This is a genomic window from Flagellimonas pelagia (assembly GCF_003584135.1).
GTDB lineage: Bacteria > Bacteroidota > Bacteroidia > Flavobacteriales > Flavobacteriaceae > Flagellimonas > Flagellimonas pelagia.
This window is the reverse complement of sequence record NZ_QXFI01000035.1, coordinates 34,209-51,821: the sequence shown is the minus strand read 5'-3', so window position 1 is coordinate 51,821 and position 17,613 is coordinate 34,209. Positions and strand designations below refer to the sequence as shown.

General features: G+C 43.5%; 18 protein-coding genes and 1 pseudogene. 11 read left to right on the top strand and 8 right to left on the bottom strand.

Annotated features, from left to right (window positions below):
• Nucleotides 1-71: 71 nt before the first annotated feature.
• The 7 genes from D2V05_RS16665 to D2V05_RS16640 all read left to right on the top strand — a co-directional run bounded on the left by D2V05_RS16665 (nucleotide 72) and on the right by D2V05_RS16640 (nucleotide 5,755).
• Nucleotides 72-551 (top strand): hypothetical protein, encoded by a 480-nt coding sequence (locus D2V05_RS16665; RefSeq protein WP_035133607.1) that lies wholly within the window; start codon nucleotides 72-74, stop codon nucleotides 549-551.
• 2 nt (nucleotides 552-553) lie between these two features.
• A complete protein-coding gene (traM, locus tag D2V05_RS16660; protein WP_119648671.1) occupies nucleotides 554-1,855 on the top strand; it encodes a conjugative transposon protein TraM in 1,302 nt (433 codons plus the stop codon).
• A 23-nt stretch (nucleotides 1,856-1,878) separates the two neighbouring features.
• A complete protein-coding gene (traN, locus tag D2V05_RS16655; RefSeq protein ID WP_119648670.1) occupies nucleotides 1,879-2,754 on the top strand; it encodes a conjugative transposon protein TraN in 876 nt (291 codons plus the stop codon).
• Between the two features lie 17 nt (nucleotides 2,755-2,771).
• Nucleotides 2,772-3,572 (top strand): hypothetical protein, encoded by an 801-nt coding sequence (locus D2V05_RS16650; protein WP_119648669.1) that lies wholly within the window; start codon nucleotides 2,772-2,774, stop codon nucleotides 3,570-3,572.
• Nucleotides 3,573-3,577: 5 nt separating this feature from the next.
• Nucleotides 3,578-3,871, top strand: coding sequence for a hypothetical protein (locus D2V05_RS16645; protein WP_041579029.1), 294 nt, complete (start codon nucleotides 3,578-3,580; stop codon nucleotides 3,869-3,871).
• Nucleotides 3,872-3,935: 64 nt separating this feature from the next.
• Nucleotides 3,936-4,094, top strand: coding sequence for a hypothetical protein (locus tag D2V05_RS19735; protein WP_013072897.1), 159 nt, complete (start codon nucleotides 3,936-3,938; stop codon nucleotides 4,092-4,094).
• A 62-nt stretch (nucleotides 4,095-4,156) separates the two neighbouring features.
• Entirely contained in the window at nucleotides 4,157-5,755 is a 1,599-nt protein-coding gene (locus tag D2V05_RS16640) for a recombinase family protein (RefSeq protein WP_119648668.1), read from the top strand.
• Between the two features lie 101 nt (nucleotides 5,756-5,856).
• Here D2V05_RS16640 and D2V05_RS16635 read toward each other — a convergent pair whose 3' ends face one another.
• From D2V05_RS16635 to D2V05_RS16620, 4 genes are all read right to left on the bottom strand, one after another.
• Nucleotides 5,857-6,702 carry a universal stress protein gene (locus D2V05_RS16635; RefSeq protein ID WP_119648667.1) on the bottom strand — a complete coding sequence of 282 codons (846 nt, stop codon included), beginning with the start codon at nucleotides 6,700-6,702 and terminating at the stop codon, nucleotides 5,857-5,859.
• Nucleotides 6,703-6,884: 182 nt separating this feature from the next.
• On the bottom strand, nucleotides 6,885-7,727 hold the full coding sequence (locus tag D2V05_RS16630; RefSeq protein WP_119648666.1) for a universal stress protein: 843 nt from the start codon (nucleotides 7,725-7,727) through the stop codon (nucleotides 6,885-6,887).
• A gap of 87 nt (nucleotides 7,728-7,814) precedes the next feature.
• On the bottom strand, nucleotides 7,815-8,873 hold the full coding sequence (locus tag D2V05_RS16625; RefSeq protein ID WP_119648665.1) for a response regulator: 1,059 nt from the start codon (nucleotides 8,871-8,873) through the stop codon (nucleotides 7,815-7,817).
• A gap of 79 nt (nucleotides 8,874-8,952) precedes the next feature.
• Nucleotides 8,953-10,839 (bottom strand): sensor histidine kinase, encoded by a 1,887-nt coding sequence (locus D2V05_RS16620; RefSeq protein ID WP_119648664.1) that lies wholly within the window; start codon nucleotides 10,837-10,839, stop codon nucleotides 8,953-8,955.
• 154 nt (nucleotides 10,840-10,993) lie between these two features.
• Here D2V05_RS16620 and D2V05_RS16615 point away from each other — a divergent pair, with 154 nt between their 5' ends.
• Nucleotides 10,994-11,185, top strand: coding sequence for a hypothetical protein (locus D2V05_RS16615; RefSeq protein WP_119648663.1), 192 nt, complete (start codon nucleotides 10,994-10,996; stop codon nucleotides 11,183-11,185).
• A gap of 93 nt (nucleotides 11,186-11,278) precedes the next feature.
• Here D2V05_RS16615 and D2V05_RS16610 read toward each other — a convergent pair whose 3' ends face one another.
• On the bottom strand, nucleotides 11,279-12,235 hold the full coding sequence (locus D2V05_RS16610; protein WP_119648662.1) for an ROK family protein: 957 nt from the start codon (nucleotides 12,233-12,235) through the stop codon (nucleotides 11,279-11,281).
• 138 nt (nucleotides 12,236-12,373) lie between these two features.
• On the opposite strand from D2V05_RS16610, the gene D2V05_RS16605 reads away from it, so the two are divergent.
• Together D2V05_RS16605 and D2V05_RS19775 are read left to right on the top strand one after the other, a co-directional pair.
• On the top strand, nucleotides 12,374-13,159 hold the full coding sequence (locus D2V05_RS16605) for a universal stress protein (RefSeq protein WP_119648661.1): 786 nt from the start codon (nucleotides 12,374-12,376) through the stop codon (nucleotides 13,157-13,159).
• Between the two features lie 198 nt (nucleotides 13,160-13,357).
• A complete protein-coding gene (locus D2V05_RS19775) occupies nucleotides 13,358-13,477 on the top strand; it encodes a phosphoenolpyruvate carboxykinase (ATP) (protein WP_220473568.1) in 120 nt (39 codons plus the stop codon).
• 7 nt (nucleotides 13,478-13,484) lie between these two features.
• Here the strand turns inward: D2V05_RS19775 and D2V05_RS16600 are convergent, their stop codons facing one another.
• Both D2V05_RS16600 and D2V05_RS16595 read right to left on the bottom strand, forming a co-directional pair.
• Entirely contained in the window at nucleotides 13,485-14,798 is a 1,314-nt protein-coding gene (locus D2V05_RS16600; protein WP_119648660.1) for a hypothetical protein, read from the bottom strand.
• Nucleotides 14,799-14,818: 20 nt separating this feature from the next.
• Nucleotides 14,819-16,192, bottom strand: a complete 1,374-nt coding sequence (locus D2V05_RS16595) for a hypothetical protein (protein WP_119648659.1) — start codon at nucleotides 16,190-16,192, stop codon at nucleotides 14,819-14,821.
• 490 nt (nucleotides 16,193-16,682) lie between these two features.
• On the opposite strand from D2V05_RS16595, the pseudogene D2V05_RS16590 reads away from it, so the two are divergent.
• Nucleotides 16,683-16,968: pseudogene (locus D2V05_RS16590) on the top strand (transposase); the annotation flags it as partial.
• Between the two features lie 86 nt (nucleotides 16,969-17,054).
• Here the strand turns inward: D2V05_RS16590 and D2V05_RS16585 are convergent.
• A complete protein-coding gene (locus D2V05_RS16585; RefSeq protein WP_147378304.1) occupies nucleotides 17,055-17,525 on the bottom strand; it encodes a hypothetical protein in 471 nt (156 codons plus the stop codon).
• Nucleotides 17,526-17,613: the final 88 nt, after the last annotated feature.

The window sequence follows — 17,613 nt, the reverse complement described above, 5'->3', positions numbered from 1 at the left end:
GCCCATAATGGACATTTATTCAAAATTAATACAAACAAAGTCAATTGAGTGGCTTATAAAACTTTGTACAAATGAAACGAAATACAAAACAGAAAAAGGAGGCTCCTAAAAACGGACTGTTAATTCTGGGATTACTTGCCTTATACAAATGGCTGCAAAAAGCATGGGCAAAATGGATGTCGAATAAGACAAAGAGTATTTCCAAGCGGGCAGTAACCATAGCACTGGTCGTTTTTATAAGCCTCACCAGTGGATACTGTATCTACCTTGGGGTACACGCCATCACGGGAAAAAGTAAGGGCAATGCCTTTACAGTAACCTCGATCAAACGTCCCCGGCATCTTACGGAATCCGGAGCTATAGCATCACCGCTCCCTCCGGTATCCAAACAGGATTACAGGCGCATCCAAAAGTTCCGGTTGTATATGGATAGCCTTGCCCGAAGTCCATCGGGCAGAAATATCTATGACAGTATTATAGCAACCCGTCCGGGACTGATGGATTCGGTTCGCTATATCGAAAAAGAATATCAAAACTTTAAAAATCAATAACCATGGAAAAACAGGTAATAACACCAAAAATGAAAAGACAACGCAAGTTCCTATTGGTATTGCCGCTGCTCGTACTTCCTTTCACCACTCTGATATTTTGGGTATTGGGAGGCGGACAGGTACAGGAACTACAGGCACAGGAAACTCCACAGAACGGGTTTAACCTTCACCTGCCGGAAGCAAAACTGACCGATGACAAGCAAATGGATAAGATGAGCTATTACAACCGGGCAGAACAGGATTCGGCAAAATTCAGGGAACTCCGTAAAAATGATCCGAACTATAAAAACAGTGTGATTTCAGATATGGATGATGTATTACCCCAACAGGAAGTAAAACCCGGTCAACTATCTTCCGGTGGACTGAAAACTTCCCTCTACGGAAGCGGTCAGGGCAACGATCCGAATACGGATAAAATTTATAAAAAGCTGGAAGCTTTAAACAGGGAATTGAACAAACCGGTGGAACGAACCCAGCTTCCTGAAGATTCCCCGAAACAGGAAACAAAAACCAATTATGGTAATACATCGGTGAGTTCCAGTGATGTGGACAGGCTGGAAGAAATGATGCACACCATGACCCAGCCGGAAGCACCTGACCCGGAACTGGAACAACTCAACAGTATGCTGGAAAAGATTCTTGATGTACAGCATCCCGAGCGGGTTCAGGAGAAACTAAAACAACTATCGGAGGATCGCAGGGAACAATTGTACAAAGTATCCACTGCACAGAAAGATGATAGTATTTCGCTGATGCATACCGGACGCTTTGTTACTCCTACGGCAAATGGATTTTATTCCCTGGACGATGACCAAATTGCTGAACAACCAGAAAATGCCATACAAGCGGTTATTCACGAATCACAGACCGTAGTGAACGGGTCTACCGTAAAGCTTCGCCTGGTCAATGATGTATTCATTAATGGGGTGCATATTCCCAATGACAACTTTGTGTTTGGAATTGCTTCCCTTAGCGGGGAAAGGCTGCATATCAAAATAAATAGCATTAGAAGCGGTAATTCCCTCTTCCCGGTAGAACTCTCCGTGTACGATATGGATGGATTGGACGGGGTTTACATTCCCGGTGCCATTACCCGGGATGTTGCCAAACAATCGGCTGACCGCTCTATGCAGAACATTGGATTGACTTCCCTTGATCCTTCCTGGCAGGCACAGGCCGCAGGTGCCGGTATAGAAACGGCTAAATCACTGTTCAGTAAAAAAGTAAAACTGATAAAAGTAACCCTGAAAGCAGGCTATCAGGTATTGCTCCGTGATGAAAAACAAAAACAGATCAATAAGTAATAACCATTTAAAATTCCATAAAGATGAAAAAGATAAATGCACGTATGGTAATGGGATTTTTCCTGTTCCTTTTCGTTTTGAATGTAAATGCTCAAAGCATCACTAAGCTTGAGCCCAAATCCATCGCTCCCTATCCTTTGGAGATTACCTATTTTAAAACGACCAATATTATATTTCCAAGTGCCATTGTAGGTGTGGACAGGGGCAGTAAAGATGTATTGGCACAAAAAGCCAAAGGATCTGTCAATATCCTACAGCTCAAAGCGGCAAGGGATAGTTTTCCGGAGACCAACCTGACGGTAATTACCGCAGACGGCAAATTAAATTCCTTTGTGATTAACTATACTCCCAAACCGTCCGTGTTGAATGTTTCCATAAAGGAAAGGGATAACAAAAACAGTATTTTCCTTTCACCCGGATCGGTTAATGAGGCTGAAGTCACTACTTATGCTACACATGCCTTGTATTCCAAATACAAAGGGCATAAGGTAAAGCACCGCAAATATGGTATCCGTTTCGGATTGAACGGGATATTCATTCGGGACAACCTGATGTACCTGCGGTTAACCATTACCAACACATCCAATATCAGCTATGATATTGACCAATTACGCTTTTTTATCCGTGACCAGAAAAAAGCGAAACGTACAGCTTCACAGGAAATTGAAATTACCCCGGTACACATCCAAAACAAGGTAACAAAAATTAACGGTCGGTCTTCACAGACCATGGTTGTTGCGGTTCCCAAGTTTACCATTCCCGATAAGAAATACCTCGCTATTCAATTGTTTGAAGTAAACGGGGGAAGGCATATCGAGCTCAGTGTAAAAAACAGGACGATTATTAAAGCGGCAGTACTTCCCCCATTGCAAATCAACAGGAAATACACCTATCAATAACTTTTAAATCAATTATCATGAATCATAAGAATTTAGAATACCTGAAAGATCAGATTAAATATACCGGTTTCGGGGAAGGTTTTGAAGCTCCCTTAAAGCGGATGATGGAAATAGAAAAACCTGTCTTTAAGCTGGTACATGAAACGCAATTTGGTACCGATAAGGTGGAAGCCCGAATGAATTTTAGCAAATCCAAGCAAACGGATATGTATTTCTTTAACTCCTATCAGGTGAGTGTACAAAAGGAAAATAATCCCGATGAAGCCATGAAACAGACCTTCTATATCAACAAAGGGAATAACATTACCCTCAAAGAAGCCTACAACTTAATGGAAGGCCGGTCGGTCAATAAGGATTTGACCAACAAGGAGGGGCAACTCTACAATGCCTGGTTACAGATGGATTTTAAACAGAGTGATGACAATGGAAATTTCAAAATACAGCAGTATCATCAAAACTATGGGTATGATCTGGAAGCAACACTCTCCAAACATCCTATTAAAGAACTGGAGAACGAAACCTATAAATCCAACCTAATCGATTCCCTGAAAAAGGGAAACCTGCAATCGGCAACTTTTCAAAACGAAGGTTCGGAGCAAAAACAGTACATCGAGGCGAATCCACGGTTTAAGACTATCAATATCTATGACAGTAATATGCAACGGGTGGATAACCGCCAGTCCAAGACGGAAAAACAATCCGAAGCACAAAGCCGCTCTGCTAAACAGGAGCATAAAGGTCAGCAGCAGCCGATTGCAGATGAAGCTCCTGACATACCGAAGGCTAAGAAGAAAAGAAAGAGACCCATCATAACCTAAATGATATGGAAGAGTTAAAGCCTTTATCTGATTTTTTTACGGCTATTGAGCAAGATGGCCGTATCAGTATTACACATATAGGGATATATGCTGCCCTGTTAGAGTACAGGGCAAAGATGGGCAATAGCAATCCGATAGTGGCATTCAGTTATGACATTATGAAGATTGCAAAAATATCATCTGCCATGACGTATCATAAATGTGTAAAGGATCTCAATGCCTACGGGTATATACGGTATGAACCCTCATTTAATAAAAACAAGGGGAGTAAAATCTACTTTCCCGAAAGCGATGGGTAGCATGAATTAATTTTTCGGTATAAAGCCCTTCGGGGCTTTTGCTGTTTTAAAGCGGAGGTGTAAGATGGAAAATGAAGTAAAGAGAATTCCGCCGGAAAAAGCAATAGCACTATTAAAAGAAGACGGTATAGAAGTAACAGCTGAACAGGTGAAAGTAATACTGGATTTTATGTATGAGATAGCGGATATTGTAGTAGATCAGTATCTGGCAAAACCTGCCTGAATTTCGTATATTTATAAACGAAATCAGTCTGTTAGATGGTACAACCTTAAGACACTCAAAAGATGAAAATTGCAGATTTATACATACGGGTAAGCACGGATGAACAGGCCGATAAGGGATACTCACAACGGGATCAGGAAGAGCGTTTGCGTAAGTATTGTGAAATCAACCATATTCAGGTACGGAAAGCGATTTATGAGGATCATTCTGCAAAAACCTTTAAACGTCCTTCCTGGACAAAACTGTTGGGCATCCTTCGTAAATCCAGAGGGCAGTCCGATTTGATATTATTTACCAAATGGGACAGGTTCAGCCGAAATGCGGGAGATGCTTATCAGATGATCGGCACGTTGAGAAGATTGGGGGTAGAACCGCAGGCAGTCGAACAACCGCTCGATTTATCAATCCCTGAAAATAAAATGATGCTCGCCTTTTATTTGGCTGCTCCTGAAGTGGAAAATGACAGAAGGGCATTGAATGTATTTCATGGGATGCGCAGGGCTAAAAAAGAAGGTCGCTGGATGGGAACAGCGCCGATTGGATACGTCAATAAAACCAACGAAAGCGGTAAAAAATATATTGCCCCAAGGGAAGTTCAGAGCGATATTATGAAATGGGCGTTCAAAGAGTTGGCAAAAAATATGTTCAGTACCGAGCAGGTTTGGAAAATGGCAAAGGAAAAGGGGCTGAAATGCAGTAAGAATAATTTCTGGACAGCTATCCGTAATCCTATGTATTGCGGTAAAATATTTATTCCTAAATACAAAGATGAAGAAAGTCAATTGGTAATGGGGCAACACGAACCCCTGATATCTGAAGCCTTGTTTTATGATGTACAGGATGTGCTTGACGGTCGTAAAAAAGTGATGCGGGCTAAAATGAAGGTGGATGGTCATTTTCCATTACGTGGATTTGTGATTTGCCCGGATTGCGGACGTATGCTGACCGGTAGCAAGTCGAAAGGGCGTTCCCAGTATTATTACTATTACCATTGCTCTGGTGGCTGTAAATTCAGACACAAGGCTGAAGATATGAATGAAAAGATCGTTTCCGAAATTGGGAAATATGTGTATTCCATTCCTAAGCTGAATCTATTTAAAGAAGTCATTACTTCGGTATATAAAACAAAAACCAGAGACAGGATTGGAAATATACAGCAGTTGAAAATCCGTTTACAGGACGAAAACAATAAACTGAGTAAAGCAAGGGAATTGCTTTTGTGTGGTGATATTGAAGCGGATGATTACCGAATGATGAAAGCGGATGCCGATAAAAAAATAAACAGGCTGGAAGCTAAACTGACAAGCACGATAACCGACACTCAAAACGTAGAACCCCTGTGGGACAAGGCGATCAGCAATCTTTCACAGTTGGGCTACTTGTATGAAACCGGGACGATTACACAAAAAAGAAAGATCATTGGTTCGGTCTTTCCTGAAAATCTGACTTTTGACGGATTTGAATATCGAACCACCCGGGTTAATGAAGCAATCAAGTATATCACACTGATTGACAAAGATTTAAATGGAAATAAAAATGGGACAAACTCATCATTTTTGAATTTGTCCCATCAAGTGACCTCAAGAGGACACAGTTCAAACTTTTTGAAGGAAGATATTGAAATCATTATCAAAGAATCATTTCATATTAGAAGTGCTTGATTTTAATTTTTCAATGAGTTCTATGCTATAAATAATGAATGTGGTGGCATTTTTGATTAAATTTTTAATATCTCTTAGCGATCTACGATTGCAAATAAATACTATTTATCTAAATGTGGAATGACCATAAAGGGAAAGGTAATATGAAACCCTATCTTTTTAATGGTAGGCTCAATGAACAACCGCTCCAAAAAAGTATGCCTGTTCTGTACCATGACCAAGAGGTTCGTTCGTTTCTTTACCTGAAAACCGTTAATGGCAGTAATTATTTCCTGGCTCGGCAAATCGTGGAACAGGTGGGCAATCCCGTTAAGAACATCCTTTAGTTTTTGTTTGTTCTTCAGTTGATTTTGTGTCAAGTCAAAGCCCGAGGAAACGTGTATTATCTCTATATCGCCACTATGGCTTATAGCAATGTTCAAAAGTTGTTGCAACTGTTCTTTTTGATAATCGATCTCATAATCGGTCGGAAAGAGGATTTTCGTTGGATTTTCATACTCATGGCCTGAAGGTACCGCGATAACCGGGCAGGTCGCTTTTTTGATGACATGTACTGTTTGCGTGCCCAACAATAATTCTTTCGCCCCCGTTGCCCCTTGGGTACCCATGATAACAAGGTCGGCCTTTTCGTTTTTTACGGTCTGAATTACTTCGTCTACCAAAAAATTCAAGGCGCTATGGGGTATAAAAATATGTGCTGGATCATCGAATTCTTCTTCGAGCTTGGTTTTCAGTTCTTCCAGTCGGCTTTGGGAACTTTCTTGGTATGAATCGCCCAGCCCGATCTGACCGGGACTTTGCAATACATATTCCGTCTGGTAGATGGCCGGGGTATAGGTGTGGAGCAAATAAAAAGTAGTCTGCACATCATTAAACAACTGTACTGCATAACGGATGGCATTATACGCATTTTCGGAAAAATCGGTTGGTAGGATTATTTTTTTCATCGTTTTAAAATTCTAGATTGGGCCAAAATAATTGGGGCACCAGTCAAAAACCGTGATATTCGTCAGTTTAAAAAATGGGGCGGTCGTATTCAGGGTACCCCCCTTTAATAAAGCCCCCCTTACTATTGACCAACTATTTTTCTTGATCTTAAGCTTGAAACCAGGGAAACCTGAAATATTTTTCATTCATGTAGCACCAAAAAAGGCACCTCGGTATGATAGCTGATCTTCTCCACTTCCGGTCGAAATAAAATCCGTTGGAAGAAATTTAGGTTCTTGGCAACCATAGCAATCATATCAATATCCCTGCTTTCGACAAAGTGTTGGATAGCAGTTTCAAGACTTTGGCCTGTTACCGAATGAAAACTATGATCGACATCTACGAGATAGTCGTGAAGAAAATTCTTGTTGTTATGTTGCTCCTCGCTCAACTCCTTTACAGTTTTAGAGATATGCAAAATGCTGAGTTTGGTCTTGTTCATCGCAAGCATTTCGATCAGAGTATCCAATACATTCATATCGTAACCGATCTGGTAATCGGTAGGAAATGCGATTTCCTTGAGAGCGGCATATTCCGCATTTTCGGGAATTGCCAATAACGGACATTTTACCCTAGTGATCACATCGCCGGTATTGCTTCCGATGGTAGCTTTTTTTAACCCCGTTGCGCCTTTGGTACCCATAATGATCAGGTCGATCCTTTTGTTTTCAGATTGCCGTTTTATGGCATCCACAAAAATATCGAAGAGGGCGAGGGGAACAAAAGTATGTCCGGTATTCAGGGGGATCTCCTTTTTTATGCGATCCAACAATCGCCGAAGTTTTTCTTTGCTATCCTTTAGAATGATAGTATTAATGTTTTCACCCGCTGCACCTACCGCCATCCCCGCACCAGAATAGTGTGGAATAGTGTTGACGTGCATGAGGTAAAAAGTACATCGCGTTTTTTTGAACATTTCAAGGCCGTATTTTATGGCGTTCCATGCGTTGTCGGAGAAATCGGTGGGGATCAAGATCTGCTTCATTCCAGCCTAAATTTTGGTATTGCCGTAAAATTAAAGCCTTCAAAACCCACATAATATGATTATGGTCATGTTCGGAAGGAGAAAAATTTAATCCACTCGCCTCAACCTATCCACATCAACGATCCTGAGATTGCGGCCCTCGATCTGGATGAGGCCTTCCTTTTTAAAACTGGAAAGGGTACGGATCAAGGTCTCGGTGGCCACACCTGCCACGCCGGCAAGATCGCTACGTAGTACGTGTAGGTTGCCCTTCGGGTCTTTTTGCAATTTTTCGGCAAATTTGAGGAGGGTACTGGCCGTTTTCCTGCGGACGGACCCGTAGGCCATTTCTAGCAATTGTTCTTTGGTTTTGGAAAGATTCCCGGAAAGAAATTGCATCAGTTCCATCGTCAGGCCGTGGTTTCTTTCCAGAAGATGTTTAACTTCTTTCGTTGTTATACCGACCAACTTGGTCGTTTCCATAGCGGTGGCATATTCGGTATGGGTGGTGGGCCCCGTAAAGCAAATAAAACCGAAAAAATCATCGGGCCTGTAGATGCCCGTAATCAGTTCCTTGCCATTGCTGTCCAGTTTATGGGTCTTTACGATTCCCTTTAGTACCAAATAGAACGTAGTGGAATACATGCCCTCTCGGTAGATGTTTTCTCCCACACCGAAACTGTATTCCTGCCCATGGTCGTCTATGTAGTTTTTGAGGTGGTGAATGGTCTTGGGCCATGTGCCCAAAGACTTTTCTGAACGGGGTTTTCCTGTACTTCCGTCTTTTAATATCGCCATTTTCGCCAGCCTACTCTCGATGGCACCTATCAGTTCGGCCTCCTCAAAGGGCTTGGTCAAGTAGTCGTCGGCGCCCAGTTGCATGCCCTTTCGAACATCTTTTCGCTCCGTCTTTGCCGAAAGGAAAATAAAAGGGATGTACTTTGTCTTGGCATCTTGTGATAGCGCCTCCAAAACCCCATAACCGTCCAGTTCGGGCATCATGATATCACAGACGATTACATCGGGAAGGTATTCCATGGCCAGTTGTACGCCCTTTTTTCCATTGGCCGCCGTTCGTACTTCATAATTGGAAAGTTCCAACAGTTCGGCCGTATTTTCCCGTAGCACGGTATCGTCTTCGATAAGTAATATCTTCTTTAAACGCATAATTCTGAACTCCTAACTTTTTCACAGCCAACTGCAACTGCCCACTTTTTAAAAACCGTCATTATTTCCCCTTTGTGGGCTAGGGGGCTTTTCCCAAAGGTAGTTCCACTGTAAAAGTACTCCCTTTGTTTTGTTTGCTAATAAAGAAAATACTTCCTCCTAAATTCTCCACATGCGCCTTTATCATATTGAGCCCGATGCCCGTACCTTGGGTCGTCAATACGTTTTCAGCCCTAAAATAGCGGTCGAAAATATGTTTTTGGTCTTTTTCAGGGATGCCGATGCCTTGATCCTTAACATGAATAATAATCTTATCCGCCATTAAATCTACCTTTAAATCTATTTCTGTATCTTCTTGGGAATATTTTACGGCGTTGGTCAAAAGGTTGGTCAGCACAAGGGCCATTATTTTTTCGTCCTGGCAGATACTTACATCATCGATATTCTGCGGATAGTTGATCCGTTGCCCGTTTTTGAGCAGCATATTCGCATTGTAGATGACTTCGTTGACCAGCTTGCTCAACGAAAATTCGGAATGGTGGTAGACCTCCTTACCTTTTTCCAATTGCTCCATGGACAGGAAATCGTCCAATATTTGGGTCAGGTGGTGTACCATTCCAGTGATGGTCTTCAAGTGCTTTTCCCTTTTTTCTTGCTGGTCTTTCTCGGTATATTTTCCCACTAAAATGGTGGAAGTCAAAATACCGCTCAGGGGCGTTTTGAATTCATGCGATACCAAGGAGAGGAATTTGGTCTTGAGATCGTTCAGTTCCTTTTCGGTTTCCAGAGCTTTTTTTAGCTGTTCCGTTCGTCGCTCAACGGTCTTTTCGAGTTTTTGGGTGTAGTCTTTACGATCTGAAATATCCAGAATAATGGCCACGATTACCTGCTTGTCGCCCAACGACGATATTTGCAGGTGAACCTCTACTGGATAGGTGGTACCGTCCTTTCGCCGATGGACGGTCTCAAAATCCATTTTTTCCATGGAACCGTCGAGTAGAGGGGATATCAGTTTTCTGAACTTATCCTCAGAGAATTCCGGTTTTAGGTCAAGTGGGGTCATTTTTTTACACTCCGCCATTACATAACCCGTATTTTTCTGTGCGCCGTAATTGGCGTTTATAAATTGCAGCGTATGTGCATCGAAGACATAGATTTCGTTTAGCGATTCATCAAAGATGCGGGCCAAATGCCCGATTTCCTGTTCGGCCATCTTGCGCTCGGTAATATCGTTCTGAATGCCCACATAATGGGTTATCCGTTCCGATTCGTCGGCGATGGGGTTGATAGAGACCTCGTTCCAGAACAACGTACCGTCTTTTTTGTAGTTGCGTAGCTGTACATGGCAGCCCTTGCCCTCTTTTATGGCACCATACATTTTTTTTACGGCTTCTTGATCGTGGTCCCCAGCTTGTAGGAACCGACAATTTCTACCGAGTATTTCCTCTTTTGCGTATCCCGTAATTTTTTCAAAGGCGGTGTTTGCATAGATGATGGGATTGTCCTCTTGTAACGCATCTGTAATGGTAATACCGTTAAGGGCCGCTTCTAGGGCAGCGGTCTTCATTTTTTGGCTTTCCTCGATTTTTTTCCGTTCGGTGACATCGATGACCAGGGCCAGCACATAGGTGTTTCCATAGAGCACAAACGGATTGAGACCGACCTCCAACGGAAACTGGTCTTTGTTCTTTCGTAACCCGAAGAGGGTACGACCTTCTGCCATTCGCCTCTGTTCGTGTTTCCGATAAAATCCGGAGACATGGGTTTGGTGGGCTTTGCTATAGGTTTGCGGAATCAAGACCTCCAAGGGTTCGCCAACGAGCGCTTCGTTTTCATAGCCGAACATAGCACTGGCCCGCGTATTGGCGGCCACGATCAGTTGTTCCTCGTTGATGACGATAATGCCCTCTGAAACCGCTTCGGACAATAACTTAAAAATGTTGCTATTTTTTTCGAAAACGCGCATAGCTTAAAATTACTTCTTTATATTTTATTTAACGAAGCAGGGCCAAAAATTGAGGCTCGTTTAACAACTAGGTATCGAACTGATTGGAATAAAGGACGAGCCGGATGCCGGCCTTGGGAATAAGTACCTTGATCTTTACAATCTTATTTATCGTATGTCCGGTACGGGGCGGATCGACATCGTTTTGGCCACGGCATTGGCCTTTTTGCCTTGGAGATGTTCCATTTTATCGGTGAGTACAACCTTGGCCGATCACGTAAACAGATTAAGAACCCGGTTTGGGCATTGCAATGTTGCCCACTTTTTATCGCGACCCAAGACCGCGATTATCATGAAAAACCAATAGGATTATAGAAATGGAGGAGCGGATTGTGTTGCAGTAGATGGTTATCCTTTTTTTAAAGGTATTCCAATGGGAGGTATTTCGATTTCTGCTCCGTTACCGGCGTTCCTCCCAAATCAATGCGGCTGCCCCACAAATGGCAGCGGTCTTTCCCTCCATACCGGAAGTCAGGATTTTTACCTTCCCCTTGTACACTTCCAACAGATATTCCTCAAAATAGGTCTGAAGGGGTTCCATCAACCATTTGCCGGTATTGACCAGGCCGCCCATCAAAAAGAAGGCCTCGGGCTGGGTAAAGGCCGTGAAGTTGGCCAATGCCAAGGCCATGGTTTTGGCGGTAAAATCAAAGGCTTTTAAGGCGATGGGATCGCCTTCCTCGGCGGCCTTGGTAATGTCCTCGCCGTGCAGGTCGTTATAGGCGATGTTGCGGAACCTGCTCTCGTCCATATACTTACTTTGCATATGTGTTATGGTGCGTTTTAGGCCTGTGGCGGAAACATAGGCTTCCAGTCCGCCCCTTATACCGAGACCAGTCAATCGACCATCTCCCAAGGTCATATCGATATGGCCTAGCTCTCCGGCAAAACCGTCGTAGCCCTCGATGAGTTTTCCGTTGGCGACGATGCCCGCGCCGAAACCGGTGCCCAAAGTGATGACGATAAAGTCATTCATGCCCTTGGCGTTTCCGAAAAGCATTTCTCCCAAGGCCGCTGCACTCGCATCGTTCATGATCCTCATGGGCAGGTCGATGCGTTGCTTCAATTTTTCGAGTAGCGGCACCGAACCTTTCCATTTGAGGTTGGCGGCATTTTCGATGGTGCCGTTCCGGCTCGATGCATTGGGCGCTCCGATACCGCAGCCGATCAGGTTGACTGGCGACTTTATCTTTGCCTTAAGTTCATCGATGCCATCCTTTATCCTAACCAAAAAATCATCGAAACTCTCAAACTCCTGTGTTCTGAAAAATAGCTGTTCGTGGCACTCGCCGTTTTGGCCCACCAGACCGATCTTGGTCTTGGTACCGCCGATATCTACTCCTGCTACTAAATCCATATTTCGCTAATTTACCTTCCCTGTTTTCAAGAATCAATTATAGCGTAAATTTTTTCAACAGTGTATGACCATGGTCATTTTTAGAGCCTCAATCGACATGTAATTTTGTCTATAACAATTAATAAAAACCCTTGCATCATGGATAAAATTTCGACTATTCTCATTCCCTTCGATTTTTCGGAAAGTGCAAAAAGGGCACTGGAATACGCTGTAGCCTTCATAGGACGAAATGGCGACACAAAGATTATTTTGGCCTATATCTCCGGACATAGCAATTTCGAATTGCTTCCCGAAAATTTCACAAAGCTTGAGGAGAAATACAGGCCGATGCTCAAAAACAAATTGGAATGGAAAATACAAGGTGGATCGTTGACGCAGTCGCTGTTGGATATTCAAAAAACCAGGCAAATCGACCTAGTCATCATGGGTACTTTAGGCTCCCGAATGGATGGTAATTCGGATGAGACAAACACCTCAAAGCTTGTCTTGGCAGCTGACTGCCCCGTTTTGGTAGTGCCCAAAGGCAACATTGACTTCCGGATGCGGTGCATTGCCCTAGTGCTGGGAAAAGAAGAAATAGACGATACCGAAGCCTTGGGAATATTGTTAAAGTTTGCCCGAAGGTTCAACGCCAAGGTCCATGTGGTAACGGTAAAGAACCGCCCCGGCAGCTACGGCTATTCCGAGGAAGAGGAAAAAAATGAGAATACGGTGGAGTACTATCTTGAAAATTTTTATGCGGAACGTGTTTTTATCAATAACAAGGACGTGGCCAAGGGGATATTGACCTATGTGTCGAAAAACGATATCGATCTCATCGCCATCCTGCCCAGAAACCATGCAATGCACGGCGAACCTTCCGAAGGACAGTTGACACGATTTTTGGCAGTACACTCCCAAGTGCCCGTACTGGCCATTGATTAAATTAAAACGATTTAATCAATAAACTATGTCCCCATTCGCTCAATGGGCTCAGCTGTAATGACGACAGGATAACGACACTGAAACCTAATTATTATGGAAGAAACACCATATAAAAACAGCTCAAAACAAAGACCTTAAAAATCCGGGTTGTAAGACATCACTGCACATTGAAATTTGGACGGGGATACCTTTTAAAAATTGACGGTGGATAAAGGTATGGGCACCGAAACCGAAAACGGAACGCTCTGTATCGACCCCGTAAAGTTTACCGGGAGGTCGCCCAAGGACCGATTTTTGGTTTTGATGGTCGTCCCTTAAACAACCCTTACTCCATCCTGTACTGATATTGCAGTACGAGCATCCATTTGCGATCTTGCGCCGCTAAACCATTTCCCGAATCGAACAAAATAGGCCGGTTCTGGGCGTTGAACGAAAGTTTGGACAGGTGTCCGTTAAAATACCAGTTTACGCCAAGGTCATATTGAACGATGGAATTTGCGAAACCCTCAAACTCCGAATATTGCCCTGAAAGATAAGGTTGTAACCGCCCCATGCTACCGCCGGCACCCATTTTGGGAAAAAGATAACCGAATTGCCCAAAGACCGCCTCGCCCGTTCCTGATACAGGGAATGCATTACCCCTCCCGTTAAAGGAGGCCATTTCGGGCCGAACGCCATTTGTGGGGTTGTTGGCTCCTAAAAGCCGTATGTAATTCGGCCCGAAATTAAAGTTGAAATATCCCAAATAACAGGTAATAGCCTTTTGTTTGTTGGAACCTAGGGGAAGATCTAAGAAAATATCCGAGGCGAAAAGCTTTAGATCGTGATAGCGTTCGTCGCCATCTTCCAATGACCAAAGCGCATCGGCCTGAAACGTAAAGCCCGCTCCGAGGTTCAACACTTTTTTACCACCGAGATAAGTGCCGGTGTGAAAAGGACTCGTATTGCTCTCCCGTTCCAAAAACTCATATTTTAAGTAGCCTGAATACTGTAGCTTCGGCCGGTTATCGGTAAAACGTGCCAATTTCTCCGCAGGTTCTGGGTTGAATGAACTGCTGTTCCGCACCGATAATGGCTTTGCCAGCACAAGGCGATAGTCAAAGGCACCTATCTTTCCCTTGGCAAAGAGGCTTAATTTTCGGATCAAGTCATCGGTACTGTCAAGGGTCGGAAGGGCAACGAAAGTGAGGTCGTACCCCATAAGTTTGGAAGAACTGGGTGAGGTATAGCGCGATAGCCCGTTCCAAGCCGATTTGCCGGCGCCTATTCCCAAATATTCGGAAAAATCGTATTGTACGTAGGCATCCAATAGATCGACCGACGTGCCGCGGGGGGAAAGATAGTTCAGGTTATTGACCCCTAATTGAAACGAAACATAGGTTTTCGCCCAAGGCGAGGAGGAAACCCCCAATCGAAATCGGCGTATCGAGATATCGGTGGTTACGTTTTCCAATTCATCGTTTACGGTGCTACCAGGATTGTTCTCGTTGACCCGCCCCCAAAGTTGCAAGTACGAACTGAACTGTAGCCACTGGGTTCCATTGGCATTCAAGTATAAACGTAGCGGTTCATTGCCCGATTTCTTTTGGGACATAACGGAAACTGTTCCGGCACTGTTCAGGAAAAGAAAAAGTATCATATAAAAGATTCGGTTCGGTCTCATTCCAATCGTATGATATATTGCAGTACCGCCGACCAGTTTCGATCATTCGATTCGAGACCTTGTGCGGTCGATTGAAAAATGGGACGGTTCTGAAGATTGAGGGAAAACTTGGAAAGATGCCCCTTGAGCAACCAATTGATTCCAATATCATAGTAAAACATAGGGTTTTTCAGTCGTTCGAAATTGGAGTATTGAAGAGATACGTAGGGCTGTAGTTGCCCACGGTCTTCGCTATTGCCCATTTTTGGAAATAAATATCCCGCCTGGCCGAAAAAAGAGCTTCCCGTACCCACTACGGGAAAGGCATTTCCCGGCCCGTTGAACGAGGCAAGGTTGGCATCGACCTCTTTTATAGGGTTGTTCGCGCCGGTATTCCGAATATAGTTGGGTCCAAAATCGTAATTATAGTAGCCCAAATAGGCTGTCAGTACCGTATTCTTTTTGGTGTCGATAGGTTTATCCAAAAAGATATCTACGGTCCATAGCATCATATCGTGGTCTTGTTCCCTTCCGCTTTGTAAGGATGACAGTGCATCATTTTGAAACTCCGCTCCTATACCAATACTCAATACGTTTTTTTTGCCGAGGTAGGTACCGTCGGAAAATGGAATGTCGTTCGGTTCGGCGTCTAGGAATTCCCATTTTAGATAGCTGGAATAAACACCCTCATTGCTCTTATCGTTGAACTTGGCTACATTTTCTGTCAGCTCCCCGTCAAAATTGGGACTATTGCCCGGAGAAAAAGGTTTGGAGGCCACCAACCGATAATCCAGTTGGCCCAGTTTTCCTTTGGCATATATACTCAGCTTTCGAATAAGATCGTCGGTTTCGTCATCCGTTGGCAGGGCGAGCAATACAAGATCGTAGGAAAGCAGTTTTGAAGTATTGGGGGCGGAGTATCTTGAAAGTCCCGTCCAAGCCGTTTTTCCCGCACCAATGGATATCGATCGCGAAAAGGAATATTCTGCATAGGCATCCAAAAGGTCCAACGATGTGCCGCGCGGCGATAAATAATTGAGGTTGTTGATGCCCAGTTGTGAATAGATCAAAAGTCTTTCGCTAAGCTGCGCCTGAAAGCCCAACCGGAATCGCCGTACCGAAATATCAAAGGTTCGGTCTTGAAGCTCTTCGGAAACAAGGCTTCCCGGATTGTTATCGTTCAGTCGTGTCCACAGTTGGGCATAGGTATGGAAAGCGAACCAACGGGTCTTATCGTATTTCAGGTAGAATTGGAGCGTTCGGGTTTCCGATTCGATTGTTTGAGTGGTTTGCCCTGAAAGTTTCGCCGTGATAAGAAGCAGGGAAGCCAATACAAAAATCCCATTGGGCCAAATGAATCGAAAAGGGTGGAAGAACATGGTAGGCTTCATTTATGGCGGTTCATCGCGTTCGGGAATAGGGGTTCGATTACTTTTCCAAAAACCCATAAGGGCAATGCATCCAAAAGGTACTTAGTCCAAATCAAAAGAAAGCATTTTACCATACGTTTTTAAATGTTTCCGAAATCGTAACCCCTTCATAACCTAAAATTTAAAGAAGGCATATAGACCCTATATCCATTGAAAATTCCTGCGCTAAAATGAAGTTTTCTTTCTCGAACACAATACTAAAAAGACCTATTTTCCTATGACATGATAATTGTCATATTTTCTGCAAAAGTCACTGACTATTTTTTCTTGAACCATTAAAAAGTGTGGATCATGAAGAAAATCGCGACCATTCTCGTTCTTTTCGATTTTTCAAAAACGGCCAGATCCGCCCTTGAATGTGCCGTACAGTATATGGGCAAGTGACAAAATACAACGCCCCCAATGAAAAGCTCCCTTGGAGAGCTCCGCCAATAAACGGTAGGCAAATCCCTATGCAATCAAGAGCTGGAGGGAGAACTGGGACGAACTTACCGTGTTCTTCGAGTTCCCCTTGGAGATACAGAAGATTATCTATACCACCAACCTTATCGAGAACCTCAACCGAAAGATCAGGAGGTACACCAAGAACAAGCTCTCCTTCCCGACCGACGACGCGGAAATGAAATCCGAATATTTGGTCACAAGGTAGGCCACCAAGAAATGGTAGATGCCCATCAGGACGATGCATCATCCTGAACCAGTTCCTTGCGATCTATGAAAAAAGGATCCGGCTTTAAATAAAAGTCAAACCCCTGTTAGTCTAAACTTACACACTTGTTGGGATAGTGTCCTTTGGTTACGTCTTTTCCCTCAGTTTTTTTCACTATTTCGACCGCACATACTCCGTAAATTCGTAAATGACCCCTTCCGGTTCTTTTGTACCCGATTCTTTTCGAATACGCAATTGTTTACCCGTTAATAAGACTACGATATAGGGTTCGCCAACATCCGAATAAAAGCGGTTTAGTTTCCCTGATTCCTGAATAGTCCAAGTGCCAATTTCTATAAATGAGTTGGCTATCTGGTTATGACATGCCACTTCCCCGATTCCCCAGAAATAAGTGTTTCCTTCTTGCTGTGTTGCCTTGACATATCGGATTATATCATCTTTTCGGCAATTTTCGAATTGGGCAAATAGATCTTCTGTTGGTTCCGACAATCCCAATGAATCATTGGGCCGCCCTTTAAATTCGGCCATCCTTTTCCAATCTCCTGCAAGATTATCTTCAGTAAATAACAGATTAACCTGTTCTGGACTTTGGTCATCGTCGTTACATCCCCATATAACCATCAAGGAAATTGATAATTTGTAAATTGTTTGTTTTAGCATGACTTAACATCTCAGTTTGTTCTTACCGCCATAGTGCTCTTGCAGCTTTTTG